This window comes from Rhodoferax sp. BAB1, from assembly GCF_013334205.1.
Classification (GTDB): domain Bacteria; phylum Pseudomonadota; class Gammaproteobacteria; order Burkholderiales; family Burkholderiaceae_C; genus Hylemonella.
The window spans coordinates 1,690,969-1,706,132 of sequence record NZ_CP054424.1 but is presented as its reverse complement, the minus strand read 5'-3'; the positions used below and the strand labels follow the sequence as shown (position 1 = coordinate 1,706,132).

Genomic DNA, 15,164 nt, shown 5'->3' with positions numbered 1-15,164 from the left:
GGGTGCAGGCCAGCCATCGCCTCAGCGGAAGTTGATGACTTTTTCCTCTTGCTCTTCTTTGCGGACCGTCGCCTTGGTTTCCGTAGCGTCGGGCTGATCCAGCTGGGAGACCAGTTCGGCCGCCGCCGCCTGGCCCAGGGAGCGCGACATCTCGCCCAGGGCCTTGCTGCGGCTCAGGGTGTAGGAGCCGCCGCCGTGGCCGCTGACCAGCCGGGCGTCCGAGCCCTCGCCACGCGCAGAGAAGGCGGCGATGATTTCATAGGTCTTGGTGTTGATCACCGAAAACTCGACCAGCAGTTCAAACGCGAGGACATGGTTGACGGCGCTGGAGCCCTGGATCGGGCTGGCTTCCTTGCGGGCATCAACCGATGTGACCGTGCCGAACATGACGTAATCCGCGTTGGGATAGTAGCCATCCTTGATGCGCGCGATGATGTCGTACAGGGTGTCGGTATCCTTCTTGAGCCAGGGGCGGCCCTGCGTCAGGCGAAACTTGCGCGACTTGATGATCTCGCCCTTGACGTCGCCGGTGAACTTGCGCAGTTCGCCGCGATCGATCAGGGTTTCCGTTCCTGTTTCCAGCCGCTCATTGGTCTGGGCCTGCATCTGGCTGTTGCCGGAATAGCCGCCGGGCCCGCCGCTGGCACCCTGCGAGGCAGAGCTGCTGCTGCTGCGGTCGTACTTGATGAAATGCTGCGAGACCTTTTCCTCGTAGGAGAGGTCGGTGACGGCCACCCTGGGCAGGTTTTGCGTGCTGGACTTGCTGGCCGTCGCCCGGCTCTCGACTCGCCTGCTGCTGTCCTGGGCCCAAACGGGTTGGGTCGCCAGAAGAAGAGAGAGGCCAGCCAGACAGGTCGTTCTGAGCAGGTTCTGTTGAATACGTGGAATCATCATGGGCAACCTTGACGGTAAGTGTTCTTCTCTGCTGCAAGGCAGGCAACGCTGCCGGCGCTCAGCGCTGCGCCACCTTGCGGATTTCCTTCTCGTCCATCCAGACCACTTCGCCCGACTCGACGTCGGTCATCTGCAGGGTGAACTTGTAATAGACGTCCTTCAGGCTGCTGTTGCGCTTGACGATGGAGGTCAGCGTGCCCTCGACACGGTATTTGGCGGCCTGCATCTGGCCCACCCTGGCGGTGGAAGAGCGCTTGTACAGCCCGCTGTTGTTCTGGCGGGTCAGTTCGTCGGTCTGGTTCTGCATGTCGGCAATGTCAACGGCAAAACGCAGTGCGCGGCTCTTCAGGATCTGGGTCTTGATGGAGTCGGTGATCGAACGCGTGTCGATGTACTCGTTGGTCTTGTTCTTGACGTTGGCCACGGTCACCAGCGGCTTGTCCTTATAACTCTCGGCCGAGAATTCAGACAGCGAGCGGGCCATCTTTTCGGCCATCAGCTGCAGATCGGTCGATCCGAAATCACTGGTCACCTGTTCGACGTCGGTCGCGTTGCCGTAGGAGACGGAACCTCCAACGGTCGGGGTCGTTGCAGCACAACCGAAGAGCAGTGCGGCGAAAAACAGGGAACTGACAAGCTTGAAAATCCGGTTCATGGGAGACCTCGTGTCTTGGGGTAATACAGTGGAGAAAATCAGTTTCGGCGGTTTGCTTCGGCGCTGAACTCGATCATGAAGTCCTTGGCCTTGGTGGTCGGCGCCACGGCACGGACCTGGACATTCTGGTTGCCGTGGAACAGCATCGGCTTCCAGGGCTCATCGTCCCAGACACGATCGCCGGACTCGTCCAGCCAGCGCACGCGGTAGTAGGCGTTGTTGTCGCGATCGTCCGTATTCCTGATGGTGAAATTCAGGACGAGCTGCTTGTTCCTGGTGCGGGCGCTCAAGGCCGTGACCTTGAGGTACTTGGGTGTCCCCATCTGCTCGATCTTGGACTCGATGGTGTCGGCCTGCTGGGCCTGGCTCATCAGGCTGGCACTCGCCAGCACTGCGCCAGCGATCATGAGAATGAATTTTTTCATCGTCGTTTCCTTCAAAGGCTTTACTTTAAGGCTTCCAGGCCGGTACGGGCCACGGCCGTCACCCCGCTCTGGCCGATCCCCGCCCCGCTGGACGTCACGGTGGTGGCAGGGCTCAGGGCATAGAGCTGATTGCCGGTCACCCGCATGGAGGTTACAGCATACTTGCCCGCGACCGTGAACTCATACTGCCGGGTGATGCCGCCCAGGTTGACGGACATCGTGTGCTTGCCGGGGGGCAGCATGGCACGGGCAATGTAGTAGGAATCCGGCAGGGTGCGCCAGGTGCGCTCATCGGCCACTTCCGTGGCCGCCACGGCCACCTTGGTCGCGATGGAGATCAGGCTGCCGAAGGGCCCCAGGGCGGCGCCGGCACGGCTGGTGCTTTCATCGACCGCCTGTTGCGCCACGACCTTGGTGATGGCACGGATGGACGTCCGGGCCACGATGGCCGGCATTTCGTCGTAGATGGCGCGACGCGACATGGCGTTGATGCTGGTCATGAAGGTCAGGGGCACATCCTGGGCATTGATCTTGACGCTGGTGGGATAGGCCGGCGTGACCGGGCGCACCACGGGCCAGGACAGGGCGATCATCTGCGGGCACAGGCCGTTGCGGCAGGGAATCGGCAGCAAGAGGGCGATCTTCTGGGTTTCCACCGCCGGTGCCAGTCCCATCTCGGCAATGATCAGGGTGTCCACCAGCAGCGAGTTGTTGTCGACGGGCGCGGCGGGCGCGCTCACCTCGACCGCAGGAGCGACGGGCGCGGGCGGCTGCTGGACCTGGTTGCGCCTGGCGCGGTCGTTGCGCAGGGGCGGACGTTTGCCCGCCTGGGCCTTGGGCGGCGTCACGACAGGGGCCTGGGGGGCCACACGGGGCGCCGTGCGGCGGTCCAGGTCACGCAGGGCGGCCTCGATCAGCGGGACATTGGGCATCATCTCTGCGGCTTTGCGGTAGCCCGCAGCCGCCAGCGAAGTGTCGCCCAGGCTCTCGTACACATAACCGGCCAGATAGTGGCCGAAGGAGGACTCGTAGGAGTTCGCGAGTTTCTGCACCTCCGGGTCTTCCAGCGTCTCGATGGGATAACCGCCCAGCTCCTTGAAGGAAGTGACCTTGAGTTTCTTGCCTTCGGCATCTTCCTTGGCTTTTTCGATCACCTTGGCCTGGTAGTCGGCAATCAGGGCCTGACGCTCGTGCATCTTGCGGATTTCGACGCGGGCCTTGTCCCAGTCGTTCTGCGCAATATGGTTGAGTGCCAATCCGACGTTGAGCATGACCTTCTCATAGTCACGCCCCTCGTAGGTTCGCATGGTGTCGTTCAGTGTCAGGGAGGCAATATCACCCAGCAGCTTGCTGGGGTCGCGCTTCAGGTCGTCTTCCCAGGTCTTGATGAAACCGTCGGCCAGCAGCCAGGAGTCCGTACTGCCAGCCGTGTTGCCAGCCAGACGCTTGAGCTGGCCTGCCTCCATATGGAAGAGCAGGTCCTTGCGGGAGTCGGCCTTGGGCTTGTCGGTGTTTTTTTCTTCCTTGTCGGAGGGGGCCGCCACCTTGTCCGGGCCCCCCGCGCTCTCTTCCAGCATATCGAGGCTGGCCTTGACATTGCCGGTCAGAATCCCGGTCGAGATATTGGTCAGCTTGCTGTTGTAGTTCATGTTCGCGCAGCCGGAAACGGCCAGCCCGATCACTGCGAGCACGAGCACCTTGAGGTTGTTCATTGATTCTCCGTTATTGATCTTGTGGTTAGGGATTCAGGAAGACAGGCGTAGCGCCATGGGGGCTTGGGATGCGGGTACAGATGTGGTCTTGTGGCCGAAACCACGCCAGAGCACAGGCGCTTCGGTGCTGTCACGACCCGGGGGGACGTCATCGCTGAACCGGCTGGTGCGGCGCACTAGCCACCGTGGCAAGCCCATGCTGCCCGGTTCAGGACCAAGCCTGAAATGAATGCTGGTTTTTTTCATGGCCTCCCTGTCTCACACCCGTCTCTGAAATACTTGTGTAGATGTCACCAGAATCTAACCGCAAAAAGCGGCTGATCTGTGTGACCGAATTCACGAAATCGGAAATTTCACCCGTTTCGCTTCCAGACCACGGACAGGGCTTGGGCGACGACCGTGGCGACGTTGAAGAAGGCGAGCAGCGAGCTCAGGCCCATTGTTTCATCAGGCTGTCAGCCGCCCGGGCCAGATCCGGCGCGTGGGTGATGGCACGGACCACGGCCACCGAGCCGACCCCGCTGGCCTTGACCTCCGCCAGCCGGCTTGCGTCGATGCCGCCGATGGCCACACCCGGGACATCACGCATCAGCCGTACATATGCAGCGAGCCGGCCCGGCCCCTGCGGCGCGGTGGCCATGCGCTTGAGCGTGGTGGGGTAGACCGCGCCCATGGCGATGTAGCTGGGGCTCAAGCGGTCGGCGCGCACCATCTCGGCATAACCGTGGCTGGACAGGCCCAGTCGCAGGCCGGCGTTACGGATGGCCGCGAAGTCGGCGATCTCCATGTCTTCCTGGCCCAGATGCACGCCGTAGGCGCCGGCCGCGATGGCCTGGCGCCAGTGGTCGTTGATGAAGAGCAGAGCCTGCGTGCCGCGCACGGCCTCCACCGCCGCCTCGACTTCGCGCTGCACGGCCGTGGCATCGTCGGACTTGAAACGCAGCTGCACCGTGGGCACGCCGGCGCGCGCCACGCGGCCCACCCACTGGGCGTCGGGCAGCACGGCATACAGGCCCAAAGCTTTGGGGCAGGAAGGGAAGGCATCGGTGCGTGGCCAGGGGCGCAGGCCGAAGTCGGCCGGCGCATCGGGCCAGGCGCTGGCATCAAAGCGGCCGGTGCGCTGTGTCATGGCCAGCCAGGCCTGCGCCAGGCACTCGGCGTCGATCTCGATGAAACCCAGGGCCAGGCAGGCCTGTTTGGCGTGGCGGTAGACCGCGTCTTCGCGGCTGTAGTTCAGGGCAGGCTCGCCGACGAGGGGCAGGGCCAGGTTCTGGTGCGCGGCGACGATGGCCTGCGCTTCGGGAGTCAAAGGCGTCATAGATCAGGCGTGGTGCCAAAAGGGTGTGCCCAGCACGGGCGTGGAGGGCTGGGCGGCATCCTGCTCGCTCATGGCGCCCGAGCGCCAGGCGTCACGCCCGGCCTGGGTGGCGGCGGCAAAGGCACCGGCCATGGCCACCGGATCCTGCGCCAGGGCGACGGCGGTGTTCAGCAGCACACCGTCGTAACCCCATTCCATCACGGTGCAGGCGTGGGATGGCTTGCCCAGGCCTGCATCGACGATCATGGGCACGTTGAGGCGCTCGCGCAGCATGCGCATGGCGTAGGGGTTCACCGGGCCCTTGCCCGTGCCTATGGGCGCGGCCCAGGGCATGACGGCCTGGCAGCCCACGTCCACCAGGCGCTGGCACAGCACCAGGTCTTCGGTGGTGTAGGGCAGCACCTTGAAGCCGTCCTTGATGAGCCGGTCGGCCGCGTCCACCAGGTTCAGGGTGTCGGGCTGCAGGGTGTAGTCGTCACCGATCAGCTCCAGCTTGATCCAGGGCGTCTCGAAGACCTCGCGTGCCATCTGCGCGGTGGTGATGACTTCCTGCACGCTGTGGCAGCCGGCGGTGTTGGGCAGCACCGGCACCTGGAGTGCCTTGAGCAGCTCCCAGAATTGGTTGCCGCTCTCGTGCGGCACGGCGCCCTGGCGGCGCAGCGAGGCCGTCAGCATGGCAGGCTTGGCGAGCTTGACGGCAGCTTCGAGCACGGCCGGCGAGGGGTAACGCGAGGTGCCCAGCAGCAGGCGGCTGTGGAAAGTCTCGCCGTAGAGGATCAGGGGATCAGAGGTATTGGACATGGCTTATCCGCCGGTGACGGGAGAGATGATTTCGACGCGGTCGCCGTCTTGCAGCGGCTGTTGCGAGTACTGGGTCTTGGGCACGAACTGGGTGTTGACGGCGGCCGCAAAGGGCGGTTTCGCCTCGATGGCCGTGATGGCGTCGAGCAGCGTGGCGCCAGCCGGCAGCTCGTGTTCGTGCTTGTTGATGATGACTTTCATGGGGCTGCTTCTTCGACGCGCAGGTTCAGCGAAGCGGCGAGTGTAGTGGTCTGCGCCTGCACGTACTCCAGCACCACGTCCAGCAGGGCCGGCGAGATCATGAAACCGTGGCGGTACAGGCCGTTGATCTGCAGGCAACGGGGGCCGAGCTGGCGGATGGCCGGCAGGTTGTCGGGCAGGGTGGGGCGGCACTGGGTGGCGATCTCCAGGATGCGCGCCTCGGCAAAGCCCGGGTGCACGGCGTAGGCGGCGCTCAGCAGCTCCAGCGTGGAGCGCACGCTGGGCGGCGAGAGGTCGTTGCTCTCGATCTCGGTGGCGCCGATCACGAAAAGGTGGTCTTGTTTGGGCGCGATGTAGATCGGGTAACGCGGGTGGATCAGGCGCGTGGGGCGGCTCAGGGACACCTCAGGGGCATGGATGCGCGCCACCTCACCGCGCACGCCGCGCAGCTGGCCCCACTGCGCGTTGGCGCCCAGGCCGCGGCAGTCGAACAGCCAGTCGGCTTGGCCGCTCGTGCCGGGCTGGAAGTCCTGCGGTGCGCGCGGGCTGTTCCAGTGCAGCTCCACCTGCAAGGCCTGCAGCTCGTGCAGCAGCGCGGCCAGCAGCTGGCGGTTGTCCAACTGGCCTTCGCCCGGCAGGTAGAGGCCCTGGGCGAAACGATTTTCCAGGCTGGGTTCGAGTTGTTTGACGCCGGTCGCGTCCAGCGCCTGGACCTTGGGCAGGGCCGGAACTTTCTCGTTCGTGACCTGCAGCTGGCCGGCAAAACGGCGCGCCTCGGCCGCGTCCTGACGGTGCCAGAGGATCAGCGTGCCCTCCTGCTGGAAGAACACCGGCTGCGACAGCTGAGCCAGCAATTGCGGCCAGCGCGTCAGCGCATGGCGGCCCATCTCGACCACGCTGGGCTCGGTGATGGCCGATTCGGCCAGCGGGGCCAGCATGGCGGCGGCGATGCGTGCGGGCGAGGTCTGCGCGTCGGCGCCGCCCGCCTCGTAGACCGTGACGCGATGCCCGGCACGCGCCAGCTGCCAGGCCAGCAGCCGGCCCATGAGGCCGGCGCCCAGCACGACAGAAACAGGTCCTGATGTCTTGGTGTTCATTCAAAAGGCCTGATAATTTTCGACATGACGAATCTCACGACGAACGAAAAACATTACCCGCGCGTGCTCTCCATCGCGGGCTCCGACAGTGGCGGCGGCGCTGGCATCCAGGCCGACCTCAAGACCTTCAGTGCCCTGGGCTGCTATGGCATGACGGCCATCACCGCCCTGACGGCGCAGAACACGCAGGGCGTGCGCGGCATCCATGGCGTGCCGCCCGAGTTCCTGGCCGCGCAGATCGATGCGGTGATCGAGGATATCGGCGCCGACGCCGTGAAGATCGGCATGTTGCACGCGCCCGGGATCGTGCGCGTGGTGGCCCAGGCCATCCGAAAGCACAAGCTCAAGCACGTGGTGCTGGACCCGGTGATGGTGGCCACCAGCGGTGACCGCCTGATCGCCGAGGAGACCGTGGCCGTGCTGGTGCAGGAACTCTTTCCCCTGGCCACCGTGATCACGCCCAATCTCGATGAGGCCGAATTGCTGCTGGGGCACAAGATCGCCGGCATCGCGGGCCTCGAACCTGCCGCAAAAGAACTGCTGGCCCTGGGCGCGCCCAATGTGCTGCTCAAGGGCGGGCACCTGCAGGGCGACGAGGTGGTGGACCTGCTCCTGCAACCGGGGCGCGAGCCCGTGCGTCTGAGTTCGCCGCGTATCGCCAGCCAGAACGTGCACGGCACGGGCTGCACCCTGTCCTCGGCCATCGCCGCGCAGCTGGCCCTGGGCCATCCGCTGGAAGAGGCCGTGCGCCTGGCGCGCGCCTACATCCTGGGCGCTATCGCCGCAGGGGCGGACGTGCGCACCGGGCAGGGCCATGGCCCGCTCAACCACGGCCATGCGCCGGTGGCGATGCGGGTCCTGGCGGGGACACGCTGAGATTTTCACGCGTTTCATATCAAAGCAGCAGGGGGAGGGGCCGGTGCCGGTGGTCGTGGACCTGGTCTCTGGCCTGCTTCCCTGCGTGAGCATTACCTCAATCAGGTTCAAAGGGACTTTCTCAGTCGACGCGGTAAGCACCGCGGCAACACCCCTAGCGGATGTGCTCGAAGGAACACAGGCCCTATTTTAGTCCCGGGCGGGCAAAGAAAAAGCCCGCCGGGTGGCGGGCCTGATCTCTTTTCCGGTTTCTTGACGCGGGTCAGTCGAAAACCGGGGTCTCCACGCCCAGCACCTTGTGCAGCTTGGGACTGGTGGTGGTGTACTGCAGGTGCACTTTCTTCTCGGGGAAGATGATGGGCATGGCACCGAAGGCGGCCAGTGCGCATTCATGGAAGCCCGAGAGGATGAGCTTCTTCTTGCCGGGGTAGGTGTTGATGTCGCCGACGGCAAAGATGCCGGGCACGCTGGTGGAGAACTTCTCGGTGTCCACCACGAGCTGCTTGCGTTCGATCTGCAGGCCCCATTCGGCGATCGGGCCGAGCTTGGGCGAGAGGCCGAAGAAGACCAGCAACACGTCCAGCGGCACCACACGGGTCACACCGTCGCCGCCCGTCACCTTGATGGCGCTGAGCTTGCCGTCCTTCTCGTCGAAGCCGGTGACCTGGCCGACGATGAACTGCATCTCGTAGGCCTCGCACAGCTCGCGCATCTTGGCCACGCTGGCCGGAGCGGCCTTGAAGCCGTCGCGACGGTGCAGCAGGATCACACTCTCGGCCTTGTTCAGGCCTTCATTGGTGAAGTTCAGCGTCCAGTCCAGGGCGGAGTCGCCGCCGCCCACGATGACCAGGTTCTTGCCGGCGAAATCGGCCGGGTTCTTCACGCGGTAGTGCAGCTGCGTGCCTTCGAACTTGTCCAGGCCGTCCACCTTGAGTGTGCGCGGCTGGAAGGCCCCCACGCCGGCGGCGATGAAGATGGTCTTGGTCAGGAACTGCGTGCCCTTGCTGGTCTGGACGAAGAAACGGCCGTCGTCCTGCTTTTGCACGACGGTCACTTCCTGACCCAGGTGGAAGGTCGCGCCGAAGGGCTCGATCTGCTTGAGCAGGGAGTCCGTCAGTTCCTTGCCCGTGCACACGGGAACGGCCGGGATGTCGTAGATCGGCTTGTCGGGGTAGAGCTCCATGGGCTGGCCGCCGGGGTAGGCGAGCGAGTCGATCACATGGGCCTTGATTTCAAGCAGGCCAAGTTCGAAAACCTGGAACAGGCCGACTGGGCCGGCACCGACGATCAGGGCATCTGTTTCGATCGGGCCGTCATGGGCCTGGGCGGTCTGGATCACGGCGGAGCTGAGTTTGAAGTCCATTCTTTGCGGGCAGTTTAGCGCGCAAGCTCCTTGAGCTTGCCGGTTTTGTCTTTCCACTCGTCTGCGTCAGGCAGGGCGGGCTTGCGTTTGGTGATGCTCTTCCAGGTCGGCAGCTTGGCCAGATCGGCGTTGAGCTTGGTCATGTGCTGCTGGTCGGCCGGCACGTCCTCTTCGGCGTAGATGGCATTGACCGGGCACTCGGGGATGCAGACGGCACAGTCGATGCATTCGTCCGGATCGATGGTCAGAAAGTTCGGACCTTCGCGGAAGCAGTCGACGGGGCAGACGTCAACACAGTCGGTGTATTTGCAGCGGATGCAGGATTCGGTGACGACGTGGGTCATGTTGTAGTTCTGGCCAAGACTAAAAGTCCTTGATTTTATTGGCTTTTGAAGATCAATGGGATTCTCGCCCTTGTCGGACAGAGGGTTGTTGAGATGGATCAATCCCCGGGAGGTCAATTCACCAGCACCGCCCCCGAGGTCTTGTGGCTGGCCGTGTCCACCAGGATCAGCGAACCCAGGCTGCGGGAGCGGCCAAAAGACAGGGCCGGAATCGCCTCCTGCAGGGCCAGTTCCACGTGGCCGATGGCATTGGGCTCCAGCTGGGTGGCGTCCTCCTCGGCCAGGGTGTTGATGTCCAGGCGGTGCACGATGCGCTTGATGCGGGCCTTGACCCAGCGGTGCCCGTGCAGGGCCCAGTAGACCCGGCCGGCCACCAGGGGCTCGTCGTCCATCCAGGCCACGGTGGCCAGCAGCTCGCGCGAGGTCTGGTCCTGGCCGGCGGCCAGCAGCCAGTCGCCGCGGGAAACGTCCACTTCGCGGTCCAGCACGATGCCGGCGCTGTGCCCGGCACTCACGCTGCCGCCCTGGCGTACGTGGTTCAGCACCTGGGCCACGGTGGCGCTCTGCCCGCTGGGGAAGATGCGCACGGTGTCGCCCGCCTTCACGCCGCCGGCAGCCACCCGGCCCCAGAAGACACGGCGGCCCTGGCTGGTGTCGCTGGAGGAAGAGAATTTTTCCACCCACTGCACCGGAAAGGCCAGGGGCAGGGCCGTGTCGGCGGCCGTCACCGGCAACTGCTCCAGGATGTCCAGCAGGGTCGGCCCGTGGTAGCCGCACCAGCCGTCCTGCTCAGGCGCATCGACCACGTTCCAGCCCTGCAGGGCCGAGACCGGCACGGTGGCACGCACGGCCAGGCCGGCGCTGAGCGCGAAGGCCTGCAGGGCGTCATGGATGTGGCGGAAGGCCAGCGCGGCGTCGTCCACCGCGTCGAGCTTGTTGACGGCGAAGACGATGGAGGGTACACGCAGCAGCTGTAGCAGCAGGCTGTGGCGGCGCGTCTGCGGCAGCAGGGCCAGGGCCGGCTTGCGCCAGTCCAGCTTGGTGGCGTCGACCAGCACCACGGCGGCGTCAGCACTCGATGCTGCCGTGACCATGTTGCGGGTGTACTGCTCGTGGCCCGGCGCGTCGCCGATGATGAACTTGCGCGTCTCGGTGCTGAAGTAGCGATAGGCCACGTCGATGGTGATGCCCTGCTCGCGCTCGGCCGAGAGGCCGTCGGTCAGCAGGGCCAGGTCGGTCTGGCCCTGGCGCTGCACGCCGGCCAGGTGGTCCTGCAGCACGGCGCGGGTGTCGACCAACAGGCGGCCGATCAGCGTGCTCTTGCCGTCGTCCACCGAGCCGCAGGTGATGAATTTGAGTGCGTTCATCAGAAATAACCGTCTTTCTTGCGTTTTTCCATCGAGGCGTCCGAAGTCTGGTCGTCCATGCGCGTGGCGCCGCGTTCGCTGACCTCGGCCGCCAGGGTTTCGATCACGATGTCAGCGGCCGTGGCGGCCGTGCTGGCCACGGGGCAGGTGCAGGTGATATCGCCCACGGTGCGAAAGCGCACGTCGCGCACCACGACCTGCTCGCCCTCGCGCGGTGGGGTCAGCGGCGTGACCGGCACCAGCATGCCGCGGCGGTCCACGACCTCGCGCTGGTGCGTGTAATAGATCGAGGGCAGCTCGATCTGTTCGCGCTCGATGTACTGCCAGACGTCCAGCTCGGTCCAGTTGGAGATCGGGAAGACGCGGAAATGCTCACCCGGGACCAGGCGGGTGTTGAACAGGGTCCAGAGTTCGGGGCGCTGGGCCTTCGGAGCCCACTGGCCGAAGCTGTCGCGGTGGGAGAAGATGCGCTCCTTGGCGCGGGCCTTTTCCTCGTCGCGGCGGGCGCCACCGATCAGCGCGTCGAAGCGGAGTTCCTCGATGGCCTCCAGCAGCGTGACCGACTGGTGCACGTTGCGGCTTTCGCCCGGGTGGGCCAGGCGCACGGTGCCGCGTTGCATGGAGTCTTCCACCTTGCGCACGATGAGTTCGGCGCCCAGCTCTGTCGCGCGCTGGTCGCGGAAGGCCGTCACCTCGGGGAAGTTGTGGCCGGTGTCGATCATCAGCAGCGGGTAGGGCAGGCGGCCGCTACCGCAGGGGCCTGCCTTGCCCCCGAAAGCCTTCTCGGCGCACTTGAGCAGCACCAGCGAGTCCTTGCCGCCCGAGAACAGCAGGGTCGGGCGCTCGAAAGTGGCGGCCACCTCGCGCAGGATGAAGATGGTTTCTTCCTCGAGCGCGTCGAGGTGGGCGTTGCTCAGCTGGTGCACGGTGGCGTTCAGTAATTCGTGTTCGGTGCGGGCGTTCATGCTTGCGCTCCTTGTTTCAGGGGTTCCTGCTGGACGTGCAAGCCGCACTCCTTGGCGGCCTCGTTTTGGCTACGGCCGGGCTCTGGCGAGCTCTTGACTTCAGCTGCGCTGAAGTCAGCCTGCGCCGAAACGAAAGCGCCATGCGTGTCGCTTTGCGACACGGCCACTTCGTGGCTGGAATGCGGTTTGACGTGCAAACCGCATTCCTTGGCGCTTTCGTTTTCCCACCACCAGCGCCCTGCGCGGAAGTCCTCGCCCAGCGAAATCGCGCGGGTGCAGGGCTCGCAGCCGATGCTGGGGTAGAACTGGTCGTGCAAGGGGTTGTAGGCCACCTTGTTCTGCTGGATGTAGAACCAGACGTCGCCCCAGGTCCACTCGGCCAGGGGGTTGAACTTGAGGCGGTGGGCATTGCTGTCGTCGACGAAGGGCACTTCGGCGCGCGCGCCGGACTGCTCGCGGCGCATGCCGGTGACCCAGGCGCGTTTGTCGGCCAGGGCGCGTTCCAGCGGCTCCATCTTGCGGATATGGCAGCAGGCCTTGCGCAACTCGATGCTGCGGTACATGGCGTCCTTGCCCTCGCGCTGCACGAAAACCACCACGGCCTCGGTCTGCGGCTGGAAGATTTCCACCGGTGCGCGGGACGTGGCCTTGAGCTGGTGCATCAGCTCCAGGGTCTGCGTGTGCAGGCGGCCGGTGTCGAGCACGAAGATGCCGATGTTCAACTGCAAGGTGTTGATCAGGTGGGCCAGCACCATGTCCTCGGCGCCCAGGCTGCAGGCCAGGCTGACCAGGGAGGGGCCGCCGGGCATCACGGGGGCGTATTCGCGCGCGGCCTGCTGCAGCAGTGCCTGCGTGCGGGCCAGCTTGGCGGTGTAGTCGCTGCTGGCGCGGGCGTTGAGTTCGGTGGCTTTCATGTGATGGCTTTCGGCTCAGGCGGCCTGCACGAAGCGTGGACGTGGTACGACGGCGTCGCCCTGGTAATGGCTCTTGAAGCGCGCCAGCTGGCGCTCGGCCACGGCCGGGTCCTGGTCGGCGCGCAGCACGGCAGCATCGAAGCCGTTGCGTGCCAGCAGGGGCAGCTGGTCGACCAGCACGTCGCCGGTGGCGCGGATCTCGCCCTGGTAGCCCAGGCGGCGGCGCAAGAGGTGCGCCTGGCTGTGCGCACGCCCGTCGGTGAAACTGGGAAAGTGCAGGTCGATGCGGGTCACGCCGTCCAGTGACAGGGCGCGCGGGTCGGCGTCGTTGGCCACAACCAGCACCCGCAGGTCCTGGGGCTCGGTCGTCGCGGTGTCAGCGTGCATCAGTTTCATCTTGGGTCTTTCTTCAGGCCGTGGCGGCGGCTTCATGGCCGGTTTCGTGGCGGGCCTGCTGGCCGGCCTGCTTGAACGGTTCGCTGCCGACACGGCGCAGCGTGTCGATGAAGGCCTCGCCGTCCTGGCGCTGCTCGCGGTAGGTGTCCAGCAGGGCCTCGATCACGTCCGGCACCTCATGGGCGGAGAAGGAGGGGCCGATGACCTTGCCCGGCACCGGCTCGCCCGACAGCAGCTTGCCGTCGGAGCCGCCCACGGTGACCTGGTACCACTCCTTGCCGTCCTTGTCCACGCCCAGGATGCCGATGTGGCCGCTGTGGTGGTGGCCGCAGGAGTTGATGCAGCCGCTGATGTGCAGGTCGATCTCGCCCAGGTCGTGCAGTTCGTCCAGGTCCTGGTAGCGTGCCGTGATGGCCTCGGCCAGGGGCAGCGAGCGGGCGTTGGCCAGGTCGCAGAAGTCGCCGCCGGGGCAGGCGATCATGTCGCTCAGCAGGCCGATGTTCGGCTTGGCCAGGCCCAGGTGGCGGGCCTCGCGCCAGAGCTCGGCGAGCTGGTCGCAGCGCACCCAGGGCAGCAGCAGGTTCTGTTCGTGGGTCACCCGCACCTCACCACCGCTGTAGCGCTCGGCCAGGTCGGCCACGGCGTCGAGCTGGGTCGCGGTGGCGTCGCCCGGGGCCTGGCCCAGGCGCTTGAAGGACAGGGTGACGGCGCGCAGGTCGGGGTTCTTGTGTGCGCTGACGTTGCGCTGCAGCCAGCGGCCGAACTCGATGTCGTCCTCGGCGGCCGCGCGCAGGATCTGGGCGATCTTGGCGTCGGCGCTCTTGCGGTCGCAGGTCAATGTGGGCGGCACGAAGGAGGTACCGACGCGCTCGAACTCGGCGGCGGTGATGGTGTGCGGGGCGCCATCGACGTTGACGATCTGGCGGTATTCCTCTTCCACCTCGTCGATGTAACGCTGGCCCTCGGCCTTCACCAGGATCTTGATGCGTGCCTTGTACTTGTTGTCGCGGCGGCCCCAGCGGTTGTAGACGCGGACCACGGCTTCCAGGTAGTTGAGGACCTGGTCGCAGGGCAGGAAGTCGCGGATGGTGGTGGCGATCACCGGGGTGCGGCCCATGCCGCCGCCCACCAGCACCTTGAAGCCCAGGGTGCCGGCCTCGTTGCGCAACAGCTGCAGGCCCACGTCGTGCCAGGCTGTTGCCGCGCGGTCTTCGCGCGCACCGGTGATGGCGACCTTGAACTTGCGGGGGAGAAACGCGAACTCGGGGTGCAGCGTGCTCCACTGGCGCAGGATCTCGGCAAAGGGGCGCGGATCGGCCACCTCGTCCACGGCAATGCCCGCCAGCGCGTCGCTGGTGATGTTCCGGATGCAGTTGCCGCTGGTCTGGATGCCGTGCATGCCCACCGAGGCCAGCAGGTCCATGACGTCGGCGCTTTTGTCCAGCGGGATCCAGTTGTACTGCACGTTCTGCCGGGTCGTGAAGTGGGCATAGCCGGTCGAGAGCCGGCTGCCGATGGCCTTGCCGTCGCGCAGCTGGATGTCGCCCAGCTTGTTCTGTGCCGCCACGGCGCCCTGGAAGATCTCGTTGCCGGGCTGGTCGAATTCGCGGGCGATGCGGGCCAGCACGCGGACCTGGGCGCTGGAGAGTTCGCCATAGGGCACGGCCACGCGCAGCATGGGTGCATGGCGCTGCACGTACCAGCCGTTCTGCAGGCGCAGGGGGCGGAACTCCTCGGCGCCGAGCTGGCCCGAGAGGTGGCGTTCCAGCTGGTCGCGGTACTGTTCGGCGCGCAGGCGCACGAACTGGCGGTCGAAGTCGGTGTATTGGTACATGG

At 65.6% G+C, this 15,164-nt stretch carries 15 protein-coding genes, 1 pseudogene and 1 riboswitch; of the genes and pseudogenes, 1 reads left to right on the top strand and 15 read right to left on the bottom strand.

What is annotated here, in order from left to right:
• Positions 1 to 21: 21 nt before the first annotated feature.
• The 8 genes from HTY51_RS08135 to thiO all read right to left on the bottom strand — a co-directional run bounded on the left by HTY51_RS08135 (position 22) and on the right by thiO (position 7,103).
• A complete protein-coding gene (locus tag HTY51_RS08135; RefSeq protein ID WP_174252274.1) occupies positions 22 to 894 on the bottom strand; it encodes a penicillin-binding protein activator LpoB in 873 nt (290 codons plus the stop codon).
• 58 nt (positions 895 to 952) lie between these two features.
• Positions 953 to 1,549, bottom strand: coding sequence for a penicillin-binding protein activator LpoB (lpoB, locus tag HTY51_RS08130; protein WP_174252273.1), 597 nt, complete (start codon positions 1,547 to 1,549; stop codon positions 953 to 955).
• Between the two features lie 38 nt (positions 1,550 to 1,587).
• Positions 1,588 to 1,974 (bottom strand): YcfL family protein, encoded by a 387-nt coding sequence (locus tag HTY51_RS08125; RefSeq protein ID WP_174252272.1) that lies wholly within the window; start codon positions 1,972 to 1,974, stop codon positions 1,588 to 1,590.
• A gap of 20 nt (positions 1,975 to 1,994) precedes the next feature.
• The gene (locus HTY51_RS08120) at positions 1,995 to 3,686 is read right to left on the bottom strand and encodes a COG3014 family protein (protein WP_174252271.1); all 1,692 of its coding nucleotides are present in this window, start codon (positions 3,684 to 3,686) and stop codon (positions 1,995 to 1,997) included.
• A 430-nt stretch (positions 3,687 to 4,116) separates the two neighbouring features.
• On the bottom strand, positions 4,117 to 5,004 hold the full coding sequence (gene thiE, locus HTY51_RS08115; RefSeq protein WP_174252270.1) for a thiamine phosphate synthase: 888 nt from the start codon (positions 5,002 to 5,004) through the stop codon (positions 4,117 to 4,119).
• A gap of 3 nt (positions 5,005 to 5,007) precedes the next feature.
• Positions 5,008 to 5,805, bottom strand: a complete 798-nt coding sequence (locus HTY51_RS08110; protein ID WP_174252269.1) for a thiazole synthase — start codon at positions 5,803 to 5,805, stop codon at positions 5,008 to 5,010.
• A gap of 3 nt (positions 5,806 to 5,808) precedes the next feature.
• Positions 5,809 to 6,006 carry a sulfur carrier protein ThiS gene (gene thiS / locus HTY51_RS08105; RefSeq protein ID WP_174252268.1) on the bottom strand — a complete coding sequence of 66 codons (198 nt, stop codon included), beginning with the start codon at positions 6,004 to 6,006 and terminating at the stop codon, positions 5,809 to 5,811.
• A complete protein-coding gene (gene thiO, locus HTY51_RS08100; RefSeq protein ID WP_174252267.1) occupies positions 6,003 to 7,103 on the bottom strand; it encodes a glycine oxidase ThiO in 1,101 nt (366 codons plus the stop codon). Before thiO ends, thiS begins: the two co-directional genes overlap by 4 nt.
• Positions 7,104 to 7,127: 24 nt before the next feature.
• Between thiO and thiD the strand changes: the two genes are divergently transcribed.
• Complete coding sequence (thiD, locus tag HTY51_RS08095) at positions 7,128 to 7,979, top strand: bifunctional hydroxymethylpyrimidine kinase/phosphomethylpyrimidine kinase (protein ID WP_174252266.1); 852 nt, start codon at positions 7,128 to 7,130, stop codon at positions 7,977 to 7,979.
• 61 nt (positions 7,980 to 8,040) lie between these two features.
• Positions 8,041 to 8,145: riboswitch (TPP riboswitch) on the bottom strand.
• A 96-nt stretch (positions 8,146 to 8,241) separates the two neighbouring features.
• Here thiD and HTY51_RS08090 read toward each other — a convergent pair.
• From HTY51_RS08090 to HTY51_RS08060, 7 genes and pseudogenes are all read right to left on the bottom strand, one after another.
• Positions 8,242 to 9,342, bottom strand: coding sequence for an NAD(P)/FAD-dependent oxidoreductase (locus HTY51_RS08090; protein ID WP_174252265.1), 1,101 nt, complete (start codon positions 9,340 to 9,342; stop codon positions 8,242 to 8,244).
• Between the two features lie 14 nt (positions 9,343 to 9,356).
• A complete protein-coding gene (gene fdxA / locus HTY51_RS08085; RefSeq protein WP_174252264.1) occupies positions 9,357 to 9,686 on the bottom strand; it encodes a ferredoxin FdxA in 330 nt (109 codons plus the stop codon).
• Positions 9,687 to 9,799: 113 nt separating this feature from the next.
• Entirely contained in the window at positions 9,800 to 11,053 is a 1,254-nt protein-coding gene (locus tag HTY51_RS08080) for a sulfate adenylyltransferase subunit 1 (protein ID WP_174252263.1), read from the bottom strand.
• Complete coding sequence (gene cysD / locus HTY51_RS08075) at positions 11,053 to 12,018, bottom strand: sulfate adenylyltransferase subunit CysD (RefSeq protein WP_174252262.1); 966 nt, start codon at positions 12,016 to 12,018, stop codon at positions 11,053 to 11,055. Before cysD ends, HTY51_RS08080 begins: the two co-directional genes overlap by 1 nt.
• A 185-nt stretch (positions 12,019 to 12,203) precedes the next feature.
• Positions 12,204 to 12,932: pseudogene (locus tag HTY51_RS08070) on the bottom strand (phosphoadenylyl-sulfate reductase); the annotation flags it as partial.
• Positions 12,933 to 12,947: 15 nt separating this feature from the next.
• Complete coding sequence (locus HTY51_RS08065; RefSeq protein WP_174252260.1) at positions 12,948 to 13,328, bottom strand: DUF934 domain-containing protein; 381 nt, start codon at positions 13,326 to 13,328, stop codon at positions 12,948 to 12,950.
• 13 nt (positions 13,329 to 13,341) lie between these two features.
• Positions 13,342 to 15,162: a nitrite/sulfite reductase gene (locus HTY51_RS08060; protein WP_174252259.1), complete on the bottom strand. Its 1,821-nt coding sequence runs from the start codon at positions 15,160 to 15,162 to the stop codon at positions 13,342 to 13,344.
• Between the last annotated feature and the right edge of the window lie 2 nt (positions 15,163 to 15,164).